The following is a 19,363-nucleotide window of genomic DNA, read 5'->3' as shown; positions in this document are numbered from 1 at the left end:
CCTGCTCCGTTCGCCCCCGCCTGTCGAAGGGCTGCGCTACCTGAACAATGGGCCGGGCCCTGCAAGCCCGGCCCCCTGCTGCATCGATTACAAGTCGATCAGCAGCCGGGTGGGATCCTCGATCGCATTCTTCATCGCGACAAGGAAGGTCACGGCCTCGCGCCCGTCAATCAGGCGATGGTCGTAGCTCAGCGCCAGATACATCATCGGCCGCGCCACGATCTGGCCGTTCCTGACGACCGGGCGCTCCTCGATGCGGTGCAGGCCAAGCACGCCGGACTGGGGCGGATTGATGATGGGCGTGGACAGCAGGCTGCCGAACACGCCGCCATTGGAAATGGTGAAAGTGCCGCCGGCCATGTCCGCCATGGAAAGCGAGCCTTCCTTGGCGCGCTTGCCGAAATCGGCGATCGTCTTCTCGATCTCCGCGATGCTCATGCTCTCGGCATTGCGGATCACCGGCACCATGAGGCCATTGGGCGCGGAAACCGCGACCGAGATATCGCAGAAATTATTGTAGACGATCTCGTCGCCCTCGATCTGCGCGTTGACGCCCGGAATGTCCTTGAGCGCCATGCACGCGGCCTTCACGAAGAAGCCCATGAAGCCGAGGCGGATGCCGTGCTTCTTCTCGAACAGATCCTTGTACTTCGCGCGCGCCTCGATGACGGCGGTCATGTCGACATCGTTGAAGGTCGTGAGAATGGCGGCGTTGTTCTGCGCTTCCTTCAGCCGCCGGGCGACGGTCTGGCGCAGGCGCGTCATCTTCACGCGCTCCTGCTCGCGGGAAGGGCCGGAGGCCGGCGCGGCGGACGCGGCCGGGCTGGCGCCCGCGGGGGCAGCCGCGACGGCGGTGCCGGCGGCGATGGCCGCGAGCACGTCATCCTTGGTCAGCCGGCCATCCTTGCCGGTGCCGGTGATCCGGCTGGGGTCGAGGCCATGCTCGAGGACCAGACGGCGCACGGCGGGCGACAGCGTGATCGGCCCGGAGGCGCTCTCGGATTCCGCCGCGGGGGCGGCAGCGGGGGCCGGTGCGGCGGGCGCGGGCGTGGCTGCGGGCGCAGGCGCTGCTTCAGCCTTTGCCGGGGCCGGCGCTGCGCTGGCCGCCTTGGCCGCCGGGGCCCCGCCATCCTCGATCGTCGCGATGACCGCGCCGACATTCACGGTATCGCCTTCCTTGACGAGCAGTTCACCTAGCACGCCGCTCACGGGCGAGGGCACCTCGATGGCGACCTTGTCCGTTTCCAGGCTCGCGATCGGTTCGTCGGCCTTCACGGCTTCGCCGGGCTTCTTCAGCCACTGGCCGACGGTCGCCTCGGTGACCGATTCGCCCAGCGTGGGCACTTTCACTTCGGTGGCCATGTCATTCCTCCTGGTTCCGCGCGACTCGCGGGACTTAAGCTTTCTTCTGGCGGCGGATTTCCGTCCGCACGCTATGACCAAGTGCATCGGCGACCAGCGCGCCTTGCTCGGCGGCATGTCTACGCGCGAGGCCGGTGGCAGGCGAGGCGGCAGGCTTGCGGCCGGCGTAGCGCGCCCGCATCGGGCCCTTTCCGGCATCGCTCAGGGCCTGCTCGATGAAGGGTTCGACGAAGAACCAGGCGCCGTTGTTGCGCGGCTCTTCCTGACACCAGACGACTTCCTCCAGCGCGGGCAGGCGCTTGAGGCGCACCGAGAGCGCTTCCGTGGGGAAGGGGTAGAGCTGCTCGACGCGCACGATCTGCGTGTGCTTGTCTCCGGCCGCATCGCGCGCTTCCAGCAGATCATAAGCGACCTTGCCAGTGCAGAGCACCAGCTTGCGGGTCTGTGCATCCGCCGAACCATTGGGATCGGAGAGAATACGCTGGAAATGCCGGTCGCCCATGAAGTCCTCGGCCTTGCTGACCGCCAGCTTGTGGCGCAGCAGGGACTTGGGCGTCATGAGGATGAGCGGCTTGCGGAACGGCCGCAGCATCTGCCGGCGCAGGATGTGGAAATAATTGGCCGGCGTCGTACAGTTGGCGACCTGGATATTGCCTTCCGCGCAGAGCTGGAGATAGCGCTCCAGGCGTGCCGAGCTGTGCTCGGGGCCCTGCCCCTCATAGCCGTGCGGCAGCAGCAGCACAAGCCCGTTGGCCCGCAGCCACTTGGCTTCGGCCGCGGCGATATACTGATCGACGATGATCTGCGCGCCGTTGGCGAAATCGCCGAACTGCGCTTCCCAGAGCACCAGGCTCTTGGGGTCGGCCATCGCGTAGCCATATTCGAAGCCCAGCACGCCATATTCGCTGAGCGGGCTGTCATAGACCTCGAAATGGCCATGGGGCACGGTGGAGAGCGGGATATATTTCCGCTCCGTCTCCTGATCGAGCCACACCGCGTGCCGCTGGCTGAAAGTGCCGCGCCCGGAATCCTGTCCGGACAAGCGCACACCATAGCCTTCCGACAGGAGCGACCCGAATGCCAGTGCCTCGCCGGTGGCCCAGTCGAAACCCTCGCCGGTACGGAACATCTCCGCCTTCGCGTCGAGGATACGGCGCAGTGTGCGGTGAACGTTGAGGTCCTGCGGCACGGTCGTCAGCGTGCGTCCCAGGCTCTCGAAGAGCTTGGGCGAGATGGCGCTTTCGACATTCTTGCGGGCCGTCTCGATGTCCGCCGGCTGATGCAGGCCCGACCAGCGCCCGGCGAACCAGTCGGCATGGTTGGACTTGTAGGTCTTGGCGGCTTCGAACTCCTCCTCCAGCAGCGCGACGAAACCGTCGGCCGTGGCCTGGATGAACGCGTCGTCGACCACACCTTCCTCGCGCAGGCGCGCGGCATAGACTTCGCTCACCGGCGGGTGCTGCTTGATCTGCGCGTACATCTGCGGCTGCGTGAAACTGGGCTCGTCGCCTTCATTATGGCCGAAGCGGCGATAGCACCACATGTCGATCACGATGTCGCGGTGGAAGGTCTGGCGATACTCGATGGCCAGCTTGCAGGCGAAGGTCACAGCTTCGGGGTCGTCGCCATTCACATGCAGGATCGGGGCCTGCACGCCCTTGGCGACATCGCTCGGATAGGGCGAGGAGCGCGCGAATTGCGGGCTCGTCGTAAAGCCGATCTGGTTGTTGACCACGAAGTGGATGCAGCCGCCGGTATTGTAACCGCGCACGCCCGAAAAGCCGAAGCATTCCCACACGATGCCCTGACCCGCGAAAGCCGCGTCGCCATGGATGAGCACGGGCAGGACCTGCTTGTGCTGACCGGGGCCGATATCGTCCCGGAAAACCTGCTGCGCGCGCACCTTGCCGAGCACGATGGGGTCGACCGTCTCGAGGTGCGAGGGATTGGGCACCAGCGACATGTGGACATTGATCCCGTCGAACTCGCGGTCCGTCGAGGTGCCGAGATGATATTTGACGTCGCCCGAGCCGCCGACATCCTCGGGATTGGCAGTGCCACCCGAGAACTCGTGGAAAATGACACGAAAGCCCTTGGCCATCACATTGGCAAGCACATTGAGCCGGCCCGCGATGCGCCATGCCGTAGACGATCTCGCGCACGCCGAGCTGGCCGCCATATTTGATGACCGCTTCCAGCGCGGGAATCATCGATTCGCCGCCGTCGAGGCCGAAGCGCTTGGTGCCGACATATTTGCGGCCCAGGAACTTCTCATATTGTTCGGCCTGGATGACCTTGGCCAGGATCGCCTTCTTCCCGTTCTCGGTGAAGATGATTTCCTTGTCCTTGCCTTCCATGCGCTCCTGCAGGAAGCGGCGCTCCTCCACATCAGCGATGTGCATATATTCGAGGCCGACATTGCCGCAGTAATTGGCGCGCAGAATGTCCACGATCTCGCGGATCGTGGCCCATTCAAGACCAAGCGAACCGCCGATATAGACCTTCCGGTCGAGATCCGCGCCCGAGAAGCCGTGATATTCCGGCGTCAGGTCCGCCGGCAGGTCGCGCTGGACGAGGCCGAGCGGATCGAGATTGGCCGCCAGATGCCCGCGGACGCGATAGGTGCGGATGAGCATCATCGCACGGATGGAATCGCCCGCCGCCTTCGCGATGTCCGCTTCGGACAGCGCGGTGCCGCTCTTTGCGCTCGCAGCCTTGACGGCGAGCTGCATCTGCGTGGGATCGAGCGCGGCGGTCAGATCGTCCGTCGTATCGAGCGGCCAGCCCTTCCGGGCCCAGCTCGGACCCTGCTCGACCTCGCTCTGGCCAGTGAAATCCTGATTCTCAAAACCCATGGCCGGAATCCTCGTTTCGCCACGTCATCCACCGCATGACGCGGCTCGTTCGCTCTACCGCCAGCGCTGCCCGAACGGCAGAGCCGGCCCTGTCACCTCAGCCCTTCAAGACCTCGAGAAGCGTCGTGCCCAGTTCGGACGGGCTCGCCGCGACCTTGATGCCGGCGGCTTCCATCGCCGCGATCTTGTCTTCCGCGCCGCCCTGGCCACCCGAGACGATCGCCCCGGCATGGCCCATGCGACGGCCCGGAGGCGCCGTGCGGCCCGCGATGAAGCCGGCCATCGGCTTCTTGCGCCCGCGCTTTGCCTCGTCGATCAGGAACTGCGCGGCCTGCTCCTCGGCATTGCCGCCGATCTCGCCGATCATGATGATCGATTCGGTCGCGTCGTCCGCCAGGAACAGCTCCAGCACGTCGATGAAATTGGTGCCGTTCACCGGGTCGCCGCCGATGCCGACGGCCGTGGTCTGGCCGAGGCCCGCATTCGAAGTCTGGAACACGGCTTCATAGGTAAGGGTGCCGGACCGGGAAACAACGCCCACGCTGCCCTTCTTGAAGATGGAGCCGGGCATGATGCCGATCTTGCACTCGCCGGGCGTCAGCACGCCGGGGCAGTTGGGGCCGATGAGGCGCGACTTGCTGCCCGAGAGCGCCCGCTTGACGCGCACCATGTCGAGCACGGGAATGCCCTCGGTGATGGTGACGATCAGCGGAACCTCGGCATCGATCGCTTCCAGGATCGAATCGGCAGCGAATGGCGGCGGCACATAGATGACGCTGGCTGTCGCACCGGTCTTCTTCACCGCTTCCTCGACCGTGTCGAAGACGGGCAGGCCGATATGGGTCGTGCCGCCCTTGCCCGGCGTGACGCCGCCGACCATCTGCGTGCCATAGGCCAGCGCCTGCTCGGTGTGGAAGGTGCCGGTGGCACCGGTCATACCCTGCGTGATGACCTTGGTGTTCTTGTCGACGAGGATGCTCATACCGTCTCTCTTCCCCTTTGCGGGCTCCGATACGCGGCGCCCGGCAACTGTTCAGGTGAATGCGCTCAGGCGAGGCTCGGGTCGATGCCCCGGCACGCCACCAGCAGTTCCTTGACCGCATCGACGCTGACCTGGAAATTCTGCTTCGCTTCGTCATCGAGAGCGATCTCGATCACTTCCTCGGCACCGCCCGCGCCGATCATCACCGGTACGCCGACATAGAGGCCATCGAGCCCGTATTTGCCGTCGACATGCACTGCAGCGGGCAGGATGCGCTTCTGGTCGCCAAGATAGGCCTCGGCCATCGCGATGGCGCTGGTGGCCGGCGCGTAGTAAGCCGAGCCGGTCTTCAGAAGGCCGACGATCTCGCCGCCGCCGCTGCGGGTGCGCGCCACGATGGCGTCGATCTTTTCCTTGCTGGACTTGCCCATCTTCACGAGGTCGTCGACCGGAATGCCCGAGACAGTGGTGTAGCTGGTGACGGGCACCATGGTATCGCCATGGCCGCCGAGCACGAAGGCATTCACATCCTTCACCGACACGCCGAACTCCCAGGCGAGGAAAGTGGCGAAGCGCGCCGAGTCGAGCACGCCCGCCATGCCGACCACCTTGTTGTGCGGCAGGCCGGAGAATTCGCGCAGCGCCCAGACCATGGCGTCCAGCGGATTGGTGATGCAGATGACGAAGGCGTCCGGCGCATTGGCCTTGATGCCCTCACCCACGGCCTTCATGACCTTGAGGTTGATGCCGAGCAGATCGTCGCGGCTCATGCCCGGCTTGCGGGCGACGCCGGCCGTGACGATGATGACGTCCGCACCCGCAATGTCGGCATAGTCGTTGGAGCCGGTGATCTTCGCGTCGAAGCCTTCCACCGGGCCGCACTGGGAGAGATCGAGTGCCTTGCCCTGCGGCACGCCTTCCACCACGTCGAAGAGAACGATGTCGCCCAGACCCTTCAGGGCTGCGAGATGAGCGAGCGTGCCGCCAATGTTGCCGGCGCCGATGAGAGCGATCTTCTTGCGAGCCATGCGCCTCTGTCTCCTTTGCGCAGTGGAAGGAATGGCCGGGCCTTAGGCCCATTTTCCTAACCGTTCAATGAAGATCGGCCCAGAAATCCGACTTTCTTTGCAATTGGTTCGCAATATCATTAATGGTCGATCGTTTCACTTTGGCTGTCGCGATCTGAGGCGCAATCACCTGGTCGGCCGGCATTTTCGGACCGCCCCAGCCCGCTCCTCCAGCTCGGATGAACCGACGACTGGCAAGTCGACCGACGTGATTTGCGCCGAGGATGAAGACAGCGCCAGCCATGAGGACGGATGGCGCGATGACGAGTGCATCATATTGGTCGAGCGCCGGGCCGTCCGGCGCGGCGCAATCACTTCCGGAACTTTGCGAGACTCGCGATGCGGCTTCAGTCTCGCCGTCGCCAGGTGAAGAAGGCCGACATCACATAATTCCAGACCACGCTCACCATGATGCCGGCAAGAGCGGAGAGCGCCCACCAGCTTCGGTGCGTGAACAGCCAGTCGGCCACGCCGACATTGGCGGCCGCGCCGAATGCGCAGACCAGATTGAAGCTGATCCAGCCGCGCAGGAGGCCCCAGCCGCGCAGGCGCTGGTCATGATAAGTGAAGATGTTGTTGAGCAGGAAATTGCTCGAAATGGCCACCGCCGTCGCGACCGCCTGCGCCAGCGCGAAAGGCAGGCCGAAGCCCTTGAAGGCTGCCGTCAACACGGCAAAGTGGACGAGCACGCCCAGCCCGCCCACCATGGCAAAGCTGACGAACCGGACGGGAACGACCTGCCCGAATGCCTTGTCGAGAAGAAGCTGGGCATATTCCCACAGCACCAGCGTATCGAGCTTGCTTTCGCCGTGCTGACGGTCACGGAAGACATAGGGGATTTCCGCGACCCGCAGGGGCACGGGCGCACTCGCCAGGATGTCGAGCAGGATCTTGAAGCCGACATTGGAGAGCCGGGGGAGCGAGCGCATGAAGGCCTCGCGCCGGATCATCAGGAAACCGCTCATCGGATCGGATATCGGCACGCGCGTGAGCCGAAGCGCGAGGCGAGTCGCGAACCGGCTCATCCTGCGGCGCTTCTCGTTCCAGTCCGCGTCGCTCCCGCCCGCTACATGGCGGCTCCCCACCACCAGGTCGACATCGCCCTTGCCGATCCGATCAAACATCGGCCGCAAGGCGCTCTCGTCATGCTGCAGGTCACCGTCCATGATCGCCACGATTGGCGCGGCGGTCGCGAGAATGCCTTCCACGCAGGCGCTCGACAGGCCGCGCCGGCCGAAGCGATGGAGAATGCGCACGCGCGGATCGGCACGCGCGATCTCGCGGACGGCGCTGGCGGTTCCGTCCGGGGAATTGTCGTCGACGAACACGAGTTCCCAGGCGATCCCCGCAAGCGCCCTGTCGACCAGCGTGATCAGCAGGCGCACATTCGCCGCCTCGTTGAAGGTCGGCACGATGATGGCGAGCGCGGCAGGAAGCAGGGCGGTCGGTGCGCCGATGCCCTGCGGCCCGTTCATGCCGCGTGGGCGCCGTGACCGAGCGCGAGATAGGCGTCGGACTGCATTTCCATCAGCCTCGACACCGTGCGCTCGAACTCGAAGCTGCCGTCGCCGTGCGGGTAAAGCGCCGCCGGTTCCGCGGCGGCGCCCGCGATCAGCTTGACCTTGTGCTCGTAGAGCGCGTCGATCAGCGTCACGAAGCGCGCCGCTTCGTTCCGGTTCTCCGGCCCGAGCAGGGGAATCCCGACGATGATGACCGTATGGAAACGCCGCGCGACGGCGAGATAGTCGCTCGCGCCGCGTGCCTCGCCGCAGAGGCGCTTGAAAGAAAAGACCGCGACGCCCTTCAGGGACTTGGGCACATGAAGGCTGCGCCCGCCATCGATCGCCAGTTCCTCGCTCGGCACATGCGCGCTGTCCTCGGGCGGATAATCGGTCAGGCGAAAGAAGATCTCGCGCAGCCGGGCCGTCGTCTCGTCGCCATTGGGGACATGCCAGGTGTTCATCCCGCCCAGCCGGTCCAGCCGATAGTCGGTCGGGCCATTGAGCGGCAGCACGTCCAGCCGGTCCTTCAGCAAGTCGATGAAGGGAAGGAAAAGCTCGCGATTGAGGCCATCCTTGTAGAGGTCGTCCGGCCGGCGATTGGATGTCGCGACGAGCGTGACGCCGGCGTCGAGCAACGCCGTGAACAGCCGCGACATGATCGCCGCGTCGGCCATGTTGTTCACCACCATCTCGTCGAACAGCAGCACGCGCACTTCGCTGGCCAGCGCGGCCGCGACCGGCGGGATGGGGTCGCCGGTCTCGCTTTCCCTTGCCGCGCGCAACCGGGCGTGCACATCGAGCATGAATTCGTGGAAATGGATACGACGCTTGGCCGGACCGTCCAGGCAGTCGCGCAGCAGGTCCATCAGCATCGACTTGCCGCGCCCCACCCCGCCCCAGAGATAGACCCCGCGCACCGGCTCCGGCGCCTTGCGCAGCATCCGCCACAGGACCGACCCCCGTTTGGGCGCGGCCTCGAGTTCGGCCTGCAGGCGGGTGAGCCGCACCGCGGCGGCGCGCTGATCGGGATCGGGCCTCAGCTCGCCGGCGGCGACGAGAATGTCATAGCGATCGATCAGCCGAGTCATCCCGCGCGCCTAGCGCAGGCGGCGCATAAGGAAAAGCGGCGCGGCAGAGTTTCCTGCCGCGCCGCCGAATCATCTGGCCGTCGAAGGCAACTGCCTTCAGGCGAAGGCCACCCGGAGCTTGCGACGACGCATGGTCGAGCCGACCAGCGCGAAGCCACCGATCATCATCGCCCAGGTCGCGGGCTCGGGAACCGGCGGGGTCGGGTCAATGGGCTCATCGTCGATCGTCAGCCCGTCGAAGGCGAGGCCGGACTGATAGCCGGAATCGCTCCAGTTGGTGACGCCGAACACCAGCGTATAATTGCCTTCGTCCACGATGCTGTAATTGGCCTGGATCCAGCCGGTATAGCCGCAGCCAGCCGACCAGCAGCTACCCGACGAACCACCCAGCGCGCTCCATGTCGGCGCACCGCCGATGATCGGCGTGCTACCCGGATCGAGGACGACACCGGGCGCGAGCCCGGGCAGGTCGAAGCCGGGCACGGTGTCGCCGGACGTCGTGGTGCGGGCGGTGAAGAGGATGATGTCGTCACCCGTTTCCGGACGCAGCGCAGCCCAGGCATAGTCGGCATAGCCGGCGCCGTCGGACGTGACGTAATTGAAATAATATTGCAGCATGGACCCGGCGTTGGCGAAGAAGCTGCTGCTCTCGTAGACCGAGCCCGTGGTCCCACCCACGCCCGGCAGCGCGCCCGCGCCCTCAATGCCACCATCGGTCGACACATAGCCATAGGTGCCGCCGTCCGGCGACGCCGTGACAACGCCGTTCGCTCCGAGCGTACCCCAGTTTCCCATACTGGAGGCCGACGCCGGCGTCGCCAGCGCCGCAGCCAAGGCCACAGGCGCAATGAATAGAATTTTCGAATCCCACATGGTCGATTCCCTTCGAAATTCTGATGTTCAGAATGGTTGGAAGTGCGGGGTTTTTTCCCCGTCGGCGACCCGGGGCGGATGGTTAACGTGGGTTAACCAGATTGTAAACGGGGGCAGGTGCGACCCGCCCCCATATGCATATTTTTACAGCAGCTTAGAGCCCCATTCCGCGCCCAAGGGCCCCAAATACACGACCGGCAGAGCCAGCCGCGAAGGAATGCGACGTCAGACAGCGCGCTCGACGAGCATCTTCTTGGTCTCGGCGATGGCGCGCGCCGGGTTGAGCCCCTTGGGACACACATTCGCGCAATTCATGATGGTATGGCACCGATAGAGCCGGAAGGGATCTTCCAGATCGTCCAGGCGCTCACCGGTATATTCGTCCCGGCTGTCCGCAAGCCAGCGATAGGCCTGCAGCAGGATGGCGGGCCCCAGGAACCGGTCGGAATTCCACCAGTAGCTGGGGCAGCTCGTGGAACAGCATGCACACAGGATGCATTCGTAAAGCCCGTCCAGCTTCTCGCGATCCTCGGGGCTCTGCAGCCGCTCCTTGCCGCTCGGCGGCGGCGTCACCGTCTTCAGCCAGGGCTGGATCGAGGCATATTGCGCGTAGAAGTGCGTGAAATCCGGGACGAGGTCCTTGATGACGTCCATGTGCGGAAGGGGCGTGATCTGCACCTCGCCCTTGCAGTCCTCGATCGCGGTCGTGCAGGCGAGGCCGTTCCGGCCGTTGATGTTCATCGAACAGGACCCGCAAATGCCTTCCCGGCAGGAGCGGCGGAAGGTGAGGGAGCTGTCCTGCTCGCCCTTCATCTTGATGAGCGCGTCCAGCACCATCGGGCCGCAATCGTCCAGATCGATCTCGAAGCGATCGTAACGGGGATTCTCGCCGCTGTCCGGATCGTAGCGATAGACCTTGAAAGTCTTGACGTTCGAAGCGCCTTCCGGTGCCTTGTGAACCTTACCGCTCTTGCGCACGACGCTGTTGGCGGGAAGTGAGAATTCGGCCATTGCTCGATGAATCCCTGGCAGGGCGCGCGGCGGGCCGCGGCGCGGACGTGGGCGCGTCCTAGCGCGTCGGTCCGCGGGGCTCAAGGGCCGAGGAAGGCGTTGCGCCGCAGAAGCCATTGATTTGTGGTTTCGCGCGGGCCACCTCATGCCTGCATGTGGTATCCGACGTCATGATTCGCAGCCTCTTCGTCGCCAACGAGCGCAGCGGCAGCTTCAACCCCGCGCTGGTGACCGAATTGCTGGCCTTGTTCGAGAAGGCCGGAAAGCCGATCGACCGGACAGTCCTGCTGGGGAAAGAGGACCTGCCCGACGCGGCGGAAGCGACGGCGCAGGCGCTCGACCTCATCGTCATGCTCACCGGTGACGGGACCGTCAGCACGGCGGCGGACAGGCTCGCGGGCTGGGAAGGCACGTTGCTCATCCTGCCCGGCGGGACGATGAATCTCCTCGCCCATGCGCTGCACGGGCATCATACGCCCCGGGAGATCGTCGAGGCCTGGCTCGCCGGCAAAGGCAAGGCGATGACCGTGCCCATGATCCGCGCCGGCACCCTCACCGCTTATTGCGGCATCATTGCCGGCCCGACCGCGCTCTGGGGGGAAGTCCGCGAGGATCTGCGCAATCGCGATCTCGCTTCGCTCAGCGAGACGGTGCCACGCGCGCTTAACGCGACATTCGAGGCACCGGGCGTCAATGTGGACGGGCGGGAAGAACGCTATCCCGCCATCTATGTGGAGCCGTGGGGCGATGGCCTCCATGCCTATGGCGTCATGGTCGGGGATGCCGGCGACTTGCTTCGCCACGGCCTCGCCTGGCTCAAGGGCGACTTTCGCGATGGCCCCGCCGAGATCGTCGACGTCGCGCCCGCACTGAAGCTGGTCTCATCGAGCGAGCATCTCGATCTGCTGGTGGACGGGGAACAGGACAAGGCGCCCGTTCCGCTGGACCTCGCCTGCGAGCAATCATCCGTCCGCTTCCATTCCATCCTTGGGCGGCACGCCTGGCGCTGAACGGAAAGAGCCCTGGGCCTTCAGAGTTCCAGGCGGCGCGGCAGTGACGAATGTAGCGGCGCCGGCGTGCAGGCAATGCGACCGGCCTCCAGCGCAAGCGGATAGAGCAGCTCGTTCTCGCAGGCAAAGCGCAGCTTGAGAGCCGTCATCATGTCCATGGTCTCGCTGCAGAACGCCAGTCGATCCGACCCGATCGCCTTCACACTCCAGCGCTTAAGATAATCGCTCCAGCTTTCGTCCAGCGTGCTGAACTGGGCTTCGAACAAGGCGACTTCCCGGTCGAAGGGGGAGGCCGGGCGGCAGCGGTCGACCCGGAGGAATTCCATCTCCACCGCCTGGTGGGAGGCATGCCGTTGGGCCAGATCGGTCAGCAAGGCATGGCACAGCGCCGCCTCGCCCTGACCGGGGCGCGCCATGGCGATCAGCCGGTCGGCCAGCGCCTCCATGAGGTCATGGTCTTCGATCAGGCTTGCGATCTGGTGCATCAGATTGAGTTTCCCATCGGGTGACATCTCTCGCCCGATGCTGGCGAACGAAATGCTGCCGGCAATGGTTATCGGGACGAAAGCCATTCTCCGCCTGCCGCGCTTTTGGCTTTCCAGCTTTCGGCGGTCCTGCTCTAATGCCGCCATGTTCAGGAACCCTCTTTCCCTCGCCGCCGCCCTGCTGGCCACCGCCGGTGCGCTCGTCGCCTCTTCTGCCGCGATGGCGGCGCCGGCCGACCCGAGCGATCCCAACTGGCCCCGCCTGCAGAAGATATTGAAGGCAACGCCGCTGATCGACGGCCATAATGACTGGCCCGGGACGCTGGTGAGCGAGGCGGGAGACAAGCGCTGGACGCTAGATCTCCGGCAGCTCGATCCGGTCGCCTACGATACCGACATCGGCAGGCTGCGGCAGGGGATGGTCGGCGGCCAGTTCTGGTCGGTCTATGTCTCGGCCAATCTTCCGCCGCTGGAACAGGTCAAGAAGACGCTCGAGCAGATCGACCTGGTGAAAGCGATCGTGCGCCGCTACCCGCAGGACTTCGCGCTTGCGCGGACGGCGGCGGAGGTGCGCGCGGCCCACAAGGCGGGCAAGGTCGCTTCGCTGATGGGCGCGGAAGGCGGCGGCCAGATCGACGAGAGCTTCTCCGTGCTGCGCGCTTATGCAGAACTGGGCGTGGGCTATCTCACGCTGACGCATAGCCGGACCATCAGCTGGGCCGACAGCGCGACCGACAACCCGCAGCATGACGGACTGACACCATTCGGCATCGCGCTGGTCCGCGAGATGAACAGGCTGAACATGCTGGTGGACCTCTCCCATGTGAGCGAGGCGACCATGCTGGACGCGATCGCGGCCAGCAAGGCGCCGGTCATCTTCTCCCATTCGAGCGCGCGAGCCCTTTGCGACCATCCGCGCAACGTCTCCGACACCGTGCTCAGGAAAGTGGCGGAAAACGGCGGCATCGTGATGGTGGCCTTCGCGCCCAACTATATTTCCGAGCCGCGCCGCGTGTGGGGTGCGGAACAGGGGGCCCAACAGGCGCTCTACAACCAGCCGCCCTTCGGGGGCCTCTATATCGGCCAGCCGGATCGGGCCAAGGCGGCCATGGATGACTGGCTCAGGGCCAATCCGGAACCCAAGGTGACCGTCCAGATGGTCGCCGACCATATCGATCATATCGCCAAGGTGGCCGGCCACGATCATGTCGGCCTCGGGGGCGACTATGACGGCTTGCCCGCGCTGCCGGAGGGCATGGATGGCGTGGAAAGCTACCCGCCCCTGCTGCTGGAATTGATGAAGCGCGGATGGAGCGACGAGAACATCGCGAAGCTCGTCGGGGGCAACATGCTCCGCGTGATGGCGCAGGCCGAGAAAGTGGCCGCCTCCATGGCGAATGACCCGCCGGCCACAGCGACGCTCAAGGCGTTGGACGAACGCTGAGGCCAGCCTCCCCGACGCCCCCATGCGGGAACGTGAACAGGGACAATGCGTTCTCCAATCAACAGTTTATCTGATGGAGGACGTGATGAAACAGGTCTGCATCCTGCTGACCATGGCTGGCGCACTCGTCGTGAGCGGTTGCTCGACCCTGCGGGGCGCGGGCATCGGTGCGGCGGCCGGCGCGGGTACCGCTGCCGTGACCGGCAATAATGTCGGCAAGGGCGCTGCTGTCGGCGGCGCGGCGGGCGCCGTCGTAGGCACCGTCATCGACGATTGATGACTCAAGGCGAGACGATTCACGGATGAAGCCTTGAGATCTTGCCGTCCTGTTCCTGGACCTTCCATATCCGAATGGACTCGCCCAACCTGCGGGCTTTGGGCAATGATGCCGGATGGATTACGCGGGCGAATCACCGGTTCCTGCCCGAGCATGACAGGATCGGTCGCTCCGCAACAAGGCACGGCGCTGTGCGCCAGCGGCCCGGGCACTGCTGCTTGCACTGAACCGCCATTGGTTGGCCCGGTCGACGACTCCCCGGGCTGGTGGGGCGATCAGTGGGATGGGTGGTGCGAAAGCGCCTCGATGACATCATCGAGGCGCGCCGGGTCGCCGAGAGCGATCACGTCGCCTTCGCAATCCTGGGTGAGGGGTTCCCCGCGCCAGTCGCACATCTGTCCGCCAGCCCCTTCCACCACGGGAATGAGCGCGGCGATATCATGGAGCTTCAGCCCCGCCTCAACCACGATGTCCACATGGCCGGTGGCAAGAAGCGCGTAATTATAGCAATCGCCGCCCCAGATGGTGTCCCGGCACTGGCCGCCGAGAACAGAGAAATGCTCGGCGCTGTGTCCCGGGAAATATTGCGGGCCGGTGGTGGCGAGAATTGCCTGGTCGAGCGCGCGGCATGAGCGCGTGGTGACCGGCTCGCCATTGAGGCGTGTGCCATGCCCGACGGCGCCAACCCAGCGTTCGCCGCTGATCGGCTGGTCGATGATGCCAAGCACGGGCCAGCCGTCCTGCATGAGCGCGATGAGCGTGCCGAAGATCGGCCGGCCCGCGATGAAGCTGCGCGTGCCGTCGATCGGATCAAGCACCCATTGCCGGCTGGCGGCTTCACGGACGGCGCCGAACTCCTCCCCGATGATGCCGTCGCGCGGGCGTTCCGCCTCGATCAGCCGCCGCATCGCCTGTTCCGCGGCCCGATCCGCCTCGGTGACGGGCGAGGCATCCGTTTTCGCCTCGATTTCGTATGGCGCGCGGAAGAAGGGGCGGATGGCGGCACCGGCGGCGTCAGCCAGGGCCTGGGCGAGAGCGAGGTCATCGGTGAGGGACATGGCCTGCGCCTAGCCCGATTCGGGCTGCGAGGCCATGCCCTATGCATCCCGGTTCCAGCCTGATCTGCCTAAAGCTCGCCCCCGCGTATCCGTTCTTCGCCTGAGCAGACCCGGGGAATTCCTATGCGCCAGCTGTCATGGCTGCTGACGATCATCTTCACGCTTTCCAGCCTTGCGCTGGGCGCCGACAAGCGCCTCGCGGGGGCAGAGGTGCTGGCGCCGGGCCTTGCCGCTCTCGCCGTTCTCGCCTGCCCCTTTCTGTGGGCACCGCAGAACGGCCTCCTCGCGGGCATTCTGGACATCCCCGGCAAGCGACGCTTTCTGCTCGCGCTCGCACTGATCCTGGCGACGCCGCTCCTTCTCCCCTGGCCCTCCTGGCTCTGAGAGGGCGCGTCGCGGGACTCAGGCGTCCACACCCAACTGCCAGAGAATGAAGGCAAACTCCTCCGCGGTCTCGCGCAGCGATTCCCACCGGCCGGACTTGCCGCCATGGCCGGCTTCCATGTTGGTCTTGAGCAGCAGCAGATGGTCGTCCGTCTTGGTCGCGCGCAGCCTCGCCACCCATTTCGCGGGCTCCCAATAAGTTACGCGCGGATCGTTCAGGCCGGCCGTCACCAGCATCGGCGGATAGGCCTGCGGTTTCACATTGTCATAGGGCGAATAGCTGGCGATCAGGTCATAAGCAGCGGCGTCCTCGATGGGATTGCCCCATTCGGGCCATTCGCCCGGCGTCAACGGCAGCGTTTCGTCCAGCATGGTGTTGAGCACGTCCACGAAGGGCACATGCGCGACGACGGCGCCCCACAGCTCGGGATCGCTGTTCACGATCGCGCCCATGAGCTCACCGCCCGCCGACCCGCCCGACGTCGCGATGCGCCCGGCTGACGTGTAGCCCTGTGCGATGAGGCCCTTTGCCACATCAACGAAATCGTTGAACGTGTTGGTGCGCTTCTCGAGCTTGCCGTCCTTGTACCATTGCTGGCCGAGGTCATCGCCGCCGCGAATATGCGCGATCGCAAAGGCGAAGCCGCGATCGACAAGGCTCAGGCGCGTGGTTCCGAACCCCGGCTCGATGGCGATGCCATAAGCGCCATATCCGTAGAGATAGAGGGGGCGCGAGCCATCCATCGGGAAATCCCGGCGATGGAGGATGGAGACGGGGATCGACGTTCCATCGCGGGCCGGGATGAGCAGGCGGTCCGTCGTATAAAGCGCGGGATCGAAGCCCGAGGGAATCTCCTGGACCTTCAGGATCTCGCGATGTCCGTCCGCCAGGCTGTAATCGAGGACCGTGTCCGGCGTGACCATGGACTCATAGCTGATGCGCAGCTTGGTGACATGATATTCCGGATTGTCATCGAGCCCGGCGACATAGCTCGCCTCGGGAAAGTCGATGCGGCGCGCGGCATGCGTCGCGTAATCGCGGATCTCGATCTGGTCGAGGCCGTTCTTCCGGCCTTCCGTCACGTAGAAGTCACGAAAGAGGCTGACGTCCGTCAGATAGAAATGGTCGGAAGGCGGCAGCACTTCTTCCCAGCGATCCGGCGCAGCGAGAGGCGCGCGTACCAGCCGGAAGTTGGGATGCGTGTCATTGGTGCGGATGTAGAGCCACTCCCCGTGCACATCGACATCATATTCCCGCTCCGGCACCCGCGCCGAGACGAGGACGGGTGCCGCCTGCGGGTCCGCTGCGGGCAGGAGCCGCACTTCGCTGGTCACATGATCGCCGGTGGCGATGATGATCCAGTCCTCCGCAGCCGAAAGGCCGACCGAGACCCGGAAGCCCTCGTCCTTTTCGTGATAGAGAAGCACATCCTCCTGCGCGCCCGTGCCGAGGCGATGGAGCATCGCGCGATCCGTGCGCCACTGGGCATTGGCCGGGGCATAGACGAGGCCACTATCATCCTGCGTCCAGACCAGCGCGGACAGCACGTCCGGAATGACGTCCGGCAGGATCTCGCCGGTCGCAAGATCCTTGATGCGCACGGTGTAGCGTTCCGCGCCGCTGTCATCGACGGCATAAGCCAGGAGCCGGTCATCGTTGGAAATCGCCACGCCGCCCAGCCGAAAATAATCCTTGCCGGCGGCCATCGCGGGCTCATCCACGATCAGTTCGTCGGCTGAACCATCCTCGGGCGCGCCCACCCGGCGGCGCCAGTGCCGGCGATACTGCTCGCCAGTCTCGAAACTGCTCCAGTAGACATAGGCGCCATCCTTCTGCGGGACCGAGCGATCCTCTTCCTTGATGCGCGCCTTCATCTCCGCGAACAGCGCGTCGACCATCGGCTTCTTCGCGGCCATATGGCTCTCGAAATAGGCGTTCTCGGCCTTGAGATAGTCGAGCACCGCCGGGTCGGTGACGTCCGGATAGCCGGGATCGCGCAGCCATGCCCAGGGGTCCTCAAGGGTGCGGCCATGATGGATGGTCTGATGGGGGTGTTGCGCCGCGATCGGCGGCCGGGGGATGTCGTTCATGAAACGCAGATAGGCGTCCCGTCCCGCGGGCTCAATGGTGTTTGCCGGGGCCCCTTGGGCGGGGATCGGTCCGGCGGGACACATGGCCGCCGCCGTTCAATAGAAGAATGTCAGCGCCAGGCAGGTGGTCAGGCCAACCACAAAATTCATGGGCAGGCCGATCCTGATGAAATCGGCGAAGCGATAGCCGCCCGCGGCATAGACCATCGTGTTGGTCTGGTAGCTGATCGGCGTCGCGAAGCTGGCCGACGCCGCGAACATCACCGCGACGACAAGAGGTCTCGGATCCACCCCCAGCCCGGTCCCGAGCCCTATGACGAGTGGCGTCATGATGACGGCGACGGCATTGTTGCTGATCGCCTCGGTCAACAGGCTCGTGCAGGTATAGATGACGAACAGCAGCATGACGGGGCTGAGATCCTTCAGGAAAGGCGTCAGCTGGTCCACCAGCAGACGGATGCTCCCGGCCCGCTCGAGCGCAGTGCCCACGCACAACATGCCGTAGATCAGGACGAGGACGTCGCCGTTGATCGAAGCCCAGGCCTCGTCGCCATCGATGCAGCGCGCGGCAAGAACGACGCCGACAGCCATTAATCCCGCGATCATGATGGGCACCAGCCCGAGCGCGGATAGCACGACGGCGGCAGCGAGCGCGCCGATGGCGACAGGCGCCTTGGTGGGCCGGAAAGCGACCCCTTCCGTTTCCTCGACCCCGATGAGATTGGGGTTCTCGCGCAGGGCGTTCATGGCTTCCGCTGAGCCGGTGACGAGCACGGTGTCGGCGGCGCGAATGCGGCTTTCCGTCAGGCTTGGCCCCGGATCGTGGCGATGCCGCGTGATTCCAAGCAAGCGGACAGGCTGTGCGCTGAGAAACGGAATATCCCGCATCAGGGCGCCGATGCTCGGATGCCCCGGCGCGATGATGGCCTCGACCACCACCGGCGCATCGGCCTGCGCGCCGCCGACGATCGAGAAGCCCAACTCGATGTCCTTCTCGCTCCGCAAGGTCATCAGGTCGGCCAGCTTGGCGCGGATGGTGATGCGATCACCCGCCATCAGGGGCCGATCGGGATCTTCCTCGCGCTGCCCGCCCCGATGGATCGCGATCACCCGCGCGCGCTTGAGGGCGCCGATCTGCCCTGCGGCCTTCCCGATCAGCGGACTGTCGCGCGGGATGCGCACTTCGCTCAGAAACATCCGGTCGCCATCGCTGTGATAGGGCGCCACGTCCCCGCCGGGGAGCAGGAACTGCCCCAGCACGAACAAGGCGAGCGTGCCGACCAGCGCGACCACGATGCCCACCGGCGTGATCTCGAATATCCCGAAGGGCGCCATCCCGAGATCACGCGCCACGCCGTCGACCAGAAGATTGGTCGATGTTCCGACAAGGGTGAGCGTGCCGCTCAGCATAGCGAGATAGGAGAGGGGAATGAGCAGCTTCTTGGCCGAGACATCGATGGCGGCGGCAAGGCGCAGCACGATCGGGATCATGATGACCACGACGGGCGTGTTGTTCATGAAGGCCGCTGCGGCAAACAGGCCCAGAATCAGCTCCACGATCGCCCTGATGGGATGCTGCCGCGCGCGCGCGACGATCCAGTTGCCGATGAGATCGAGCGTGCCGGTGCGCATCAGGGCCGCCGACAGCACGAACATCGATGCGATGGTGATCGGAGCGGGATTGGCGAAGGACTGCAGCAGTGAAGCGCTGTCCAGAAGGCCGGTGGCGAGGAAGGCGCAGACGCCCAGCACCACGATCACCGTGGGAGGATAACGTTCACGAATGAAGGCAGCGAACAGCCCGACAAGGATGACGATGCCGATCCACGGCTTGTAGGGCTCCAGGACGGCGAACAGGGCATCAGGAGTCATGG

The 19,363-nt window shown here is 65.2% G+C and carries 16 protein-coding genes and 1 pseudogene; 4 read left to right on the top strand and 13 right to left on the bottom strand.

What is annotated here, in order from left to right; genetic code table 11:
• Positions 1 to 87 precede the first annotated feature (87 nt).
• From odhB to HNP60_RS00145, 9 genes and pseudogenes are all read right to left on the bottom strand, one after another.
• Positions 88 to 1,362 (bottom strand): 2-oxoglutarate dehydrogenase complex dihydrolipoyllysine-residue succinyltransferase, encoded by a 1,275-nt coding sequence (gene odhB, locus HNP60_RS00185; protein WP_184148728.1) that lies wholly within the window; start codon positions 1,360 to 1,362, stop codon positions 88 to 90.
• A gap of 34 nt (positions 1,363 to 1,396) precedes the next feature.
• Positions 1,397 to 4,217: pseudogene (locus HNP60_RS00180) on the bottom strand (2-oxoglutarate dehydrogenase E1 component).
• 97 nt (positions 4,218 to 4,314) lie between these two features.
• Positions 4,315 to 5,199 carry a succinate--CoA ligase subunit alpha gene (sucD, locus tag HNP60_RS00175; protein ID WP_014074399.1) on the bottom strand — a complete coding sequence of 295 codons (885 nt, stop codon included), beginning with the start codon at positions 5,197 to 5,199 and terminating at the stop codon, positions 4,315 to 4,317.
• A 65-nt stretch (positions 5,200 to 5,264) separates the two neighbouring features.
• Positions 5,265 to 6,227, bottom strand: coding sequence for a malate dehydrogenase (gene mdh / locus HNP60_RS00170; RefSeq protein ID WP_014074398.1), 963 nt, complete (start codon positions 6,225 to 6,227; stop codon positions 5,265 to 5,267).
• Positions 6,228 to 6,291: 64 nt separating this feature from the next.
• Complete coding sequence (locus HNP60_RS00165; protein WP_184148725.1) at positions 6,292 to 6,510, bottom strand: hypothetical protein; 219 nt, start codon at positions 6,508 to 6,510, stop codon at positions 6,292 to 6,294.
• A 103-nt stretch (positions 6,511 to 6,613) separates the two neighbouring features.
• Positions 6,614 to 7,741, bottom strand: a complete 1,128-nt coding sequence (locus HNP60_RS00160) for a glycosyltransferase (protein WP_184148722.1) — start codon at positions 7,739 to 7,741, stop codon at positions 6,614 to 6,616.
• Complete coding sequence (gene zapE / locus HNP60_RS00155) at positions 7,738 to 8,856, bottom strand: cell division protein ZapE (RefSeq protein WP_184148719.1); 1,119 nt, start codon at positions 8,854 to 8,856, stop codon at positions 7,738 to 7,740. Before zapE ends, HNP60_RS00160 begins: the two co-directional genes overlap by 4 nt.
• A 96-nt stretch (positions 8,857 to 8,952) precedes the next feature.
• A complete protein-coding gene (locus tag HNP60_RS00150) occupies positions 8,953 to 9,696 on the bottom strand; it encodes an NF038132 family protein (RefSeq protein WP_338056676.1) in 744 nt (247 codons plus the stop codon).
• Positions 9,697 to 9,954: 258 nt separating this feature from the next.
• A complete protein-coding gene (locus HNP60_RS00145) occupies positions 9,955 to 10,740 on the bottom strand; it encodes a succinate dehydrogenase iron-sulfur subunit (protein WP_184148716.1) in 786 nt (261 codons plus the stop codon).
• 170 nt (positions 10,741 to 10,910) lie between these two features.
• On the opposite strand from HNP60_RS00145, the gene HNP60_RS00140 reads away from it, so the two are divergent.
• The gene (locus HNP60_RS00140; protein WP_184148713.1) at positions 10,911 to 11,750 is read left to right on the top strand and encodes a diacylglycerol/lipid kinase family protein; all 840 of its coding nucleotides are present in this window, start codon (positions 10,911 to 10,913) and stop codon (positions 11,748 to 11,750) included.
• A gap of 20 nt (positions 11,751 to 11,770) precedes the next feature.
• Here the strand turns inward: HNP60_RS00140 and HNP60_RS00135 are convergent, their stop codons facing one another.
• Positions 11,771 to 12,382 (bottom strand): hypothetical protein, encoded by a 612-nt coding sequence (locus tag HNP60_RS00135; protein ID WP_184148710.1) that lies wholly within the window; start codon positions 12,380 to 12,382, stop codon positions 11,771 to 11,773.
• Here HNP60_RS00135 and HNP60_RS00130 point away from each other — a divergent pair.
• Complete coding sequence (locus tag HNP60_RS00130) at positions 12,381 to 13,679, top strand: dipeptidase (protein WP_184148707.1); 1,299 nt, start codon at positions 12,381 to 12,383, stop codon at positions 13,677 to 13,679. The two genes, HNP60_RS00135 and HNP60_RS00130, sit on opposite strands and share 2 nt — an antisense overlap.
• Before the next feature lie 85 nt (positions 13,680 to 13,764).
• Positions 13,765 to 13,956, top strand: coding sequence for a YMGG-like glycine zipper-containing protein (locus HNP60_RS00125; RefSeq protein WP_051003821.1), 192 nt, complete (start codon positions 13,765 to 13,767; stop codon positions 13,954 to 13,956).
• Positions 13,957 to 14,231: 275 nt separating this feature from the next.
• Here HNP60_RS00125 and hisN read toward each other — a convergent pair whose 3' ends face one another.
• Complete coding sequence (gene hisN / locus HNP60_RS00120; protein ID WP_184148704.1) at positions 14,232 to 15,014, bottom strand: histidinol-phosphatase; 783 nt, start codon at positions 15,012 to 15,014, stop codon at positions 14,232 to 14,234.
• A 123-nt stretch (positions 15,015 to 15,137) separates the two neighbouring features.
• Between hisN and HNP60_RS00115 the strand changes: the two genes are divergently transcribed.
• Entirely contained in the window at positions 15,138 to 15,398 is a 261-nt protein-coding gene (locus HNP60_RS00115; protein ID WP_184148701.1) for a hypothetical protein, read from the top strand.
• A gap of 18 nt (positions 15,399 to 15,416) precedes the next feature.
• Here the strand turns inward: HNP60_RS00115 and HNP60_RS00110 are convergent, their stop codons facing one another.
• Both HNP60_RS00110 and HNP60_RS00105 read right to left on the bottom strand, forming a co-directional pair.
• Positions 15,417 to 17,489, bottom strand: a complete 2,073-nt coding sequence (locus HNP60_RS00110; protein WP_184148698.1) for a S9 family peptidase — start codon at positions 17,487 to 17,489, stop codon at positions 15,417 to 15,419.
• A 96-nt stretch (positions 17,490 to 17,585) separates the two neighbouring features.
• A complete protein-coding gene (locus tag HNP60_RS00105; protein ID WP_184148695.1) occupies positions 17,586 to 19,361 on the bottom strand; it encodes an SLC13 family permease in 1,776 nt (591 codons plus the stop codon).
• Positions 19,362 to 19,363: the final 2 nt, after the last annotated feature.

Source organism: Sphingobium lignivorans (assembly GCF_014203955.1).
GTDB lineage: Bacteria > Pseudomonadota > Alphaproteobacteria > Sphingomonadales > Sphingomonadaceae > Sphingobium > Sphingobium lignivorans.
This window is presented reverse-complemented; position numbering and strand designations above follow the sequence as displayed.

Coding starts and splice junctions, on each gene's coding strand:
- sucD (WP_014074399.1), bottom strand. CDS start 5,199: ATGAGCATCCTCGTCGACAAGAACACCAAGGTCATCACGCAGGGTATG.
- HNP60_RS00115 (WP_184148701.1), top strand. CDS start 15,138: ATGCGCCAGCTGTCATGGCTGCTGACGATCATCTTCACGCTTTCCAGC.
- HNP60_RS00160 (WP_184148722.1), bottom strand. CDS start 7,741: ATGAACGGGCCGCAGGGCATCGGCGCACCGACCGCCCTGCTTCCTGCC.
- HNP60_RS00145 (WP_184148716.1), bottom strand. CDS start 10,740: ATGGCCGAATTCTCACTTCCCGCCAACAGCGTCGTGCGCAAGAGCGGT.
- HNP60_RS00110 (WP_184148698.1), bottom strand. CDS start 17,489: ATGAACGACATCCCCCGGCCGCCGATCGCGGCGCAACACCCCCATCAG.
- hisN (WP_184148704.1), bottom strand. CDS start 15,014: ATGTCCCTCACCGATGACCTCGCTCTCGCCCAGGCCCTGGCTGACGCC.
- HNP60_RS00135 (WP_184148710.1), bottom strand. CDS start 12,382: ATGGCGGCATTAGAGCAGGACCGCCGAAAGCTGGAAAGCCAAAAGCGC.
- zapE (WP_184148719.1), bottom strand. CDS start 8,856: ATGACTCGGCTGATCGATCGCTATGACATTCTCGTCGCCGCCGGCGAG.
- HNP60_RS00125 (WP_051003821.1), top strand. CDS start 13,765: ATGAAACAGGTCTGCATCCTGCTGACCATGGCTGGCGCACTCGTCGTG.
- mdh (WP_014074398.1), bottom strand. CDS start 6,227: ATGGCTCGCAAGAAGATCGCTCTCATCGGCGCCGGCAACATTGGCGGC.
- HNP60_RS00165 (WP_184148725.1), bottom strand. CDS start 6,510: ATGGCTGGCGCTGTCTTCATCCTCGGCGCAAATCACGTCGGTCGACTT.
- HNP60_RS00130 (WP_184148707.1), top strand. CDS start 12,381: ATGTTCAGGAACCCTCTTTCCCTCGCCGCCGCCCTGCTGGCCACCGCC.
- HNP60_RS00105 (WP_184148695.1), bottom strand. CDS start 19,361: ATGACTCCTGATGCCCTGTTCGCCGTCCTGGAGCCCTACAAGCCGTGG.
- HNP60_RS00140 (WP_184148713.1), top strand. CDS start 10,911: ATGATTCGCAGCCTCTTCGTCGCCAACGAGCGCAGCGGCAGCTTCAAC.
- odhB (WP_184148728.1), bottom strand. CDS start 1,362: ATGGCCACCGAAGTGAAAGTGCCCACGCTGGGCGAATCGGTCACCGAG.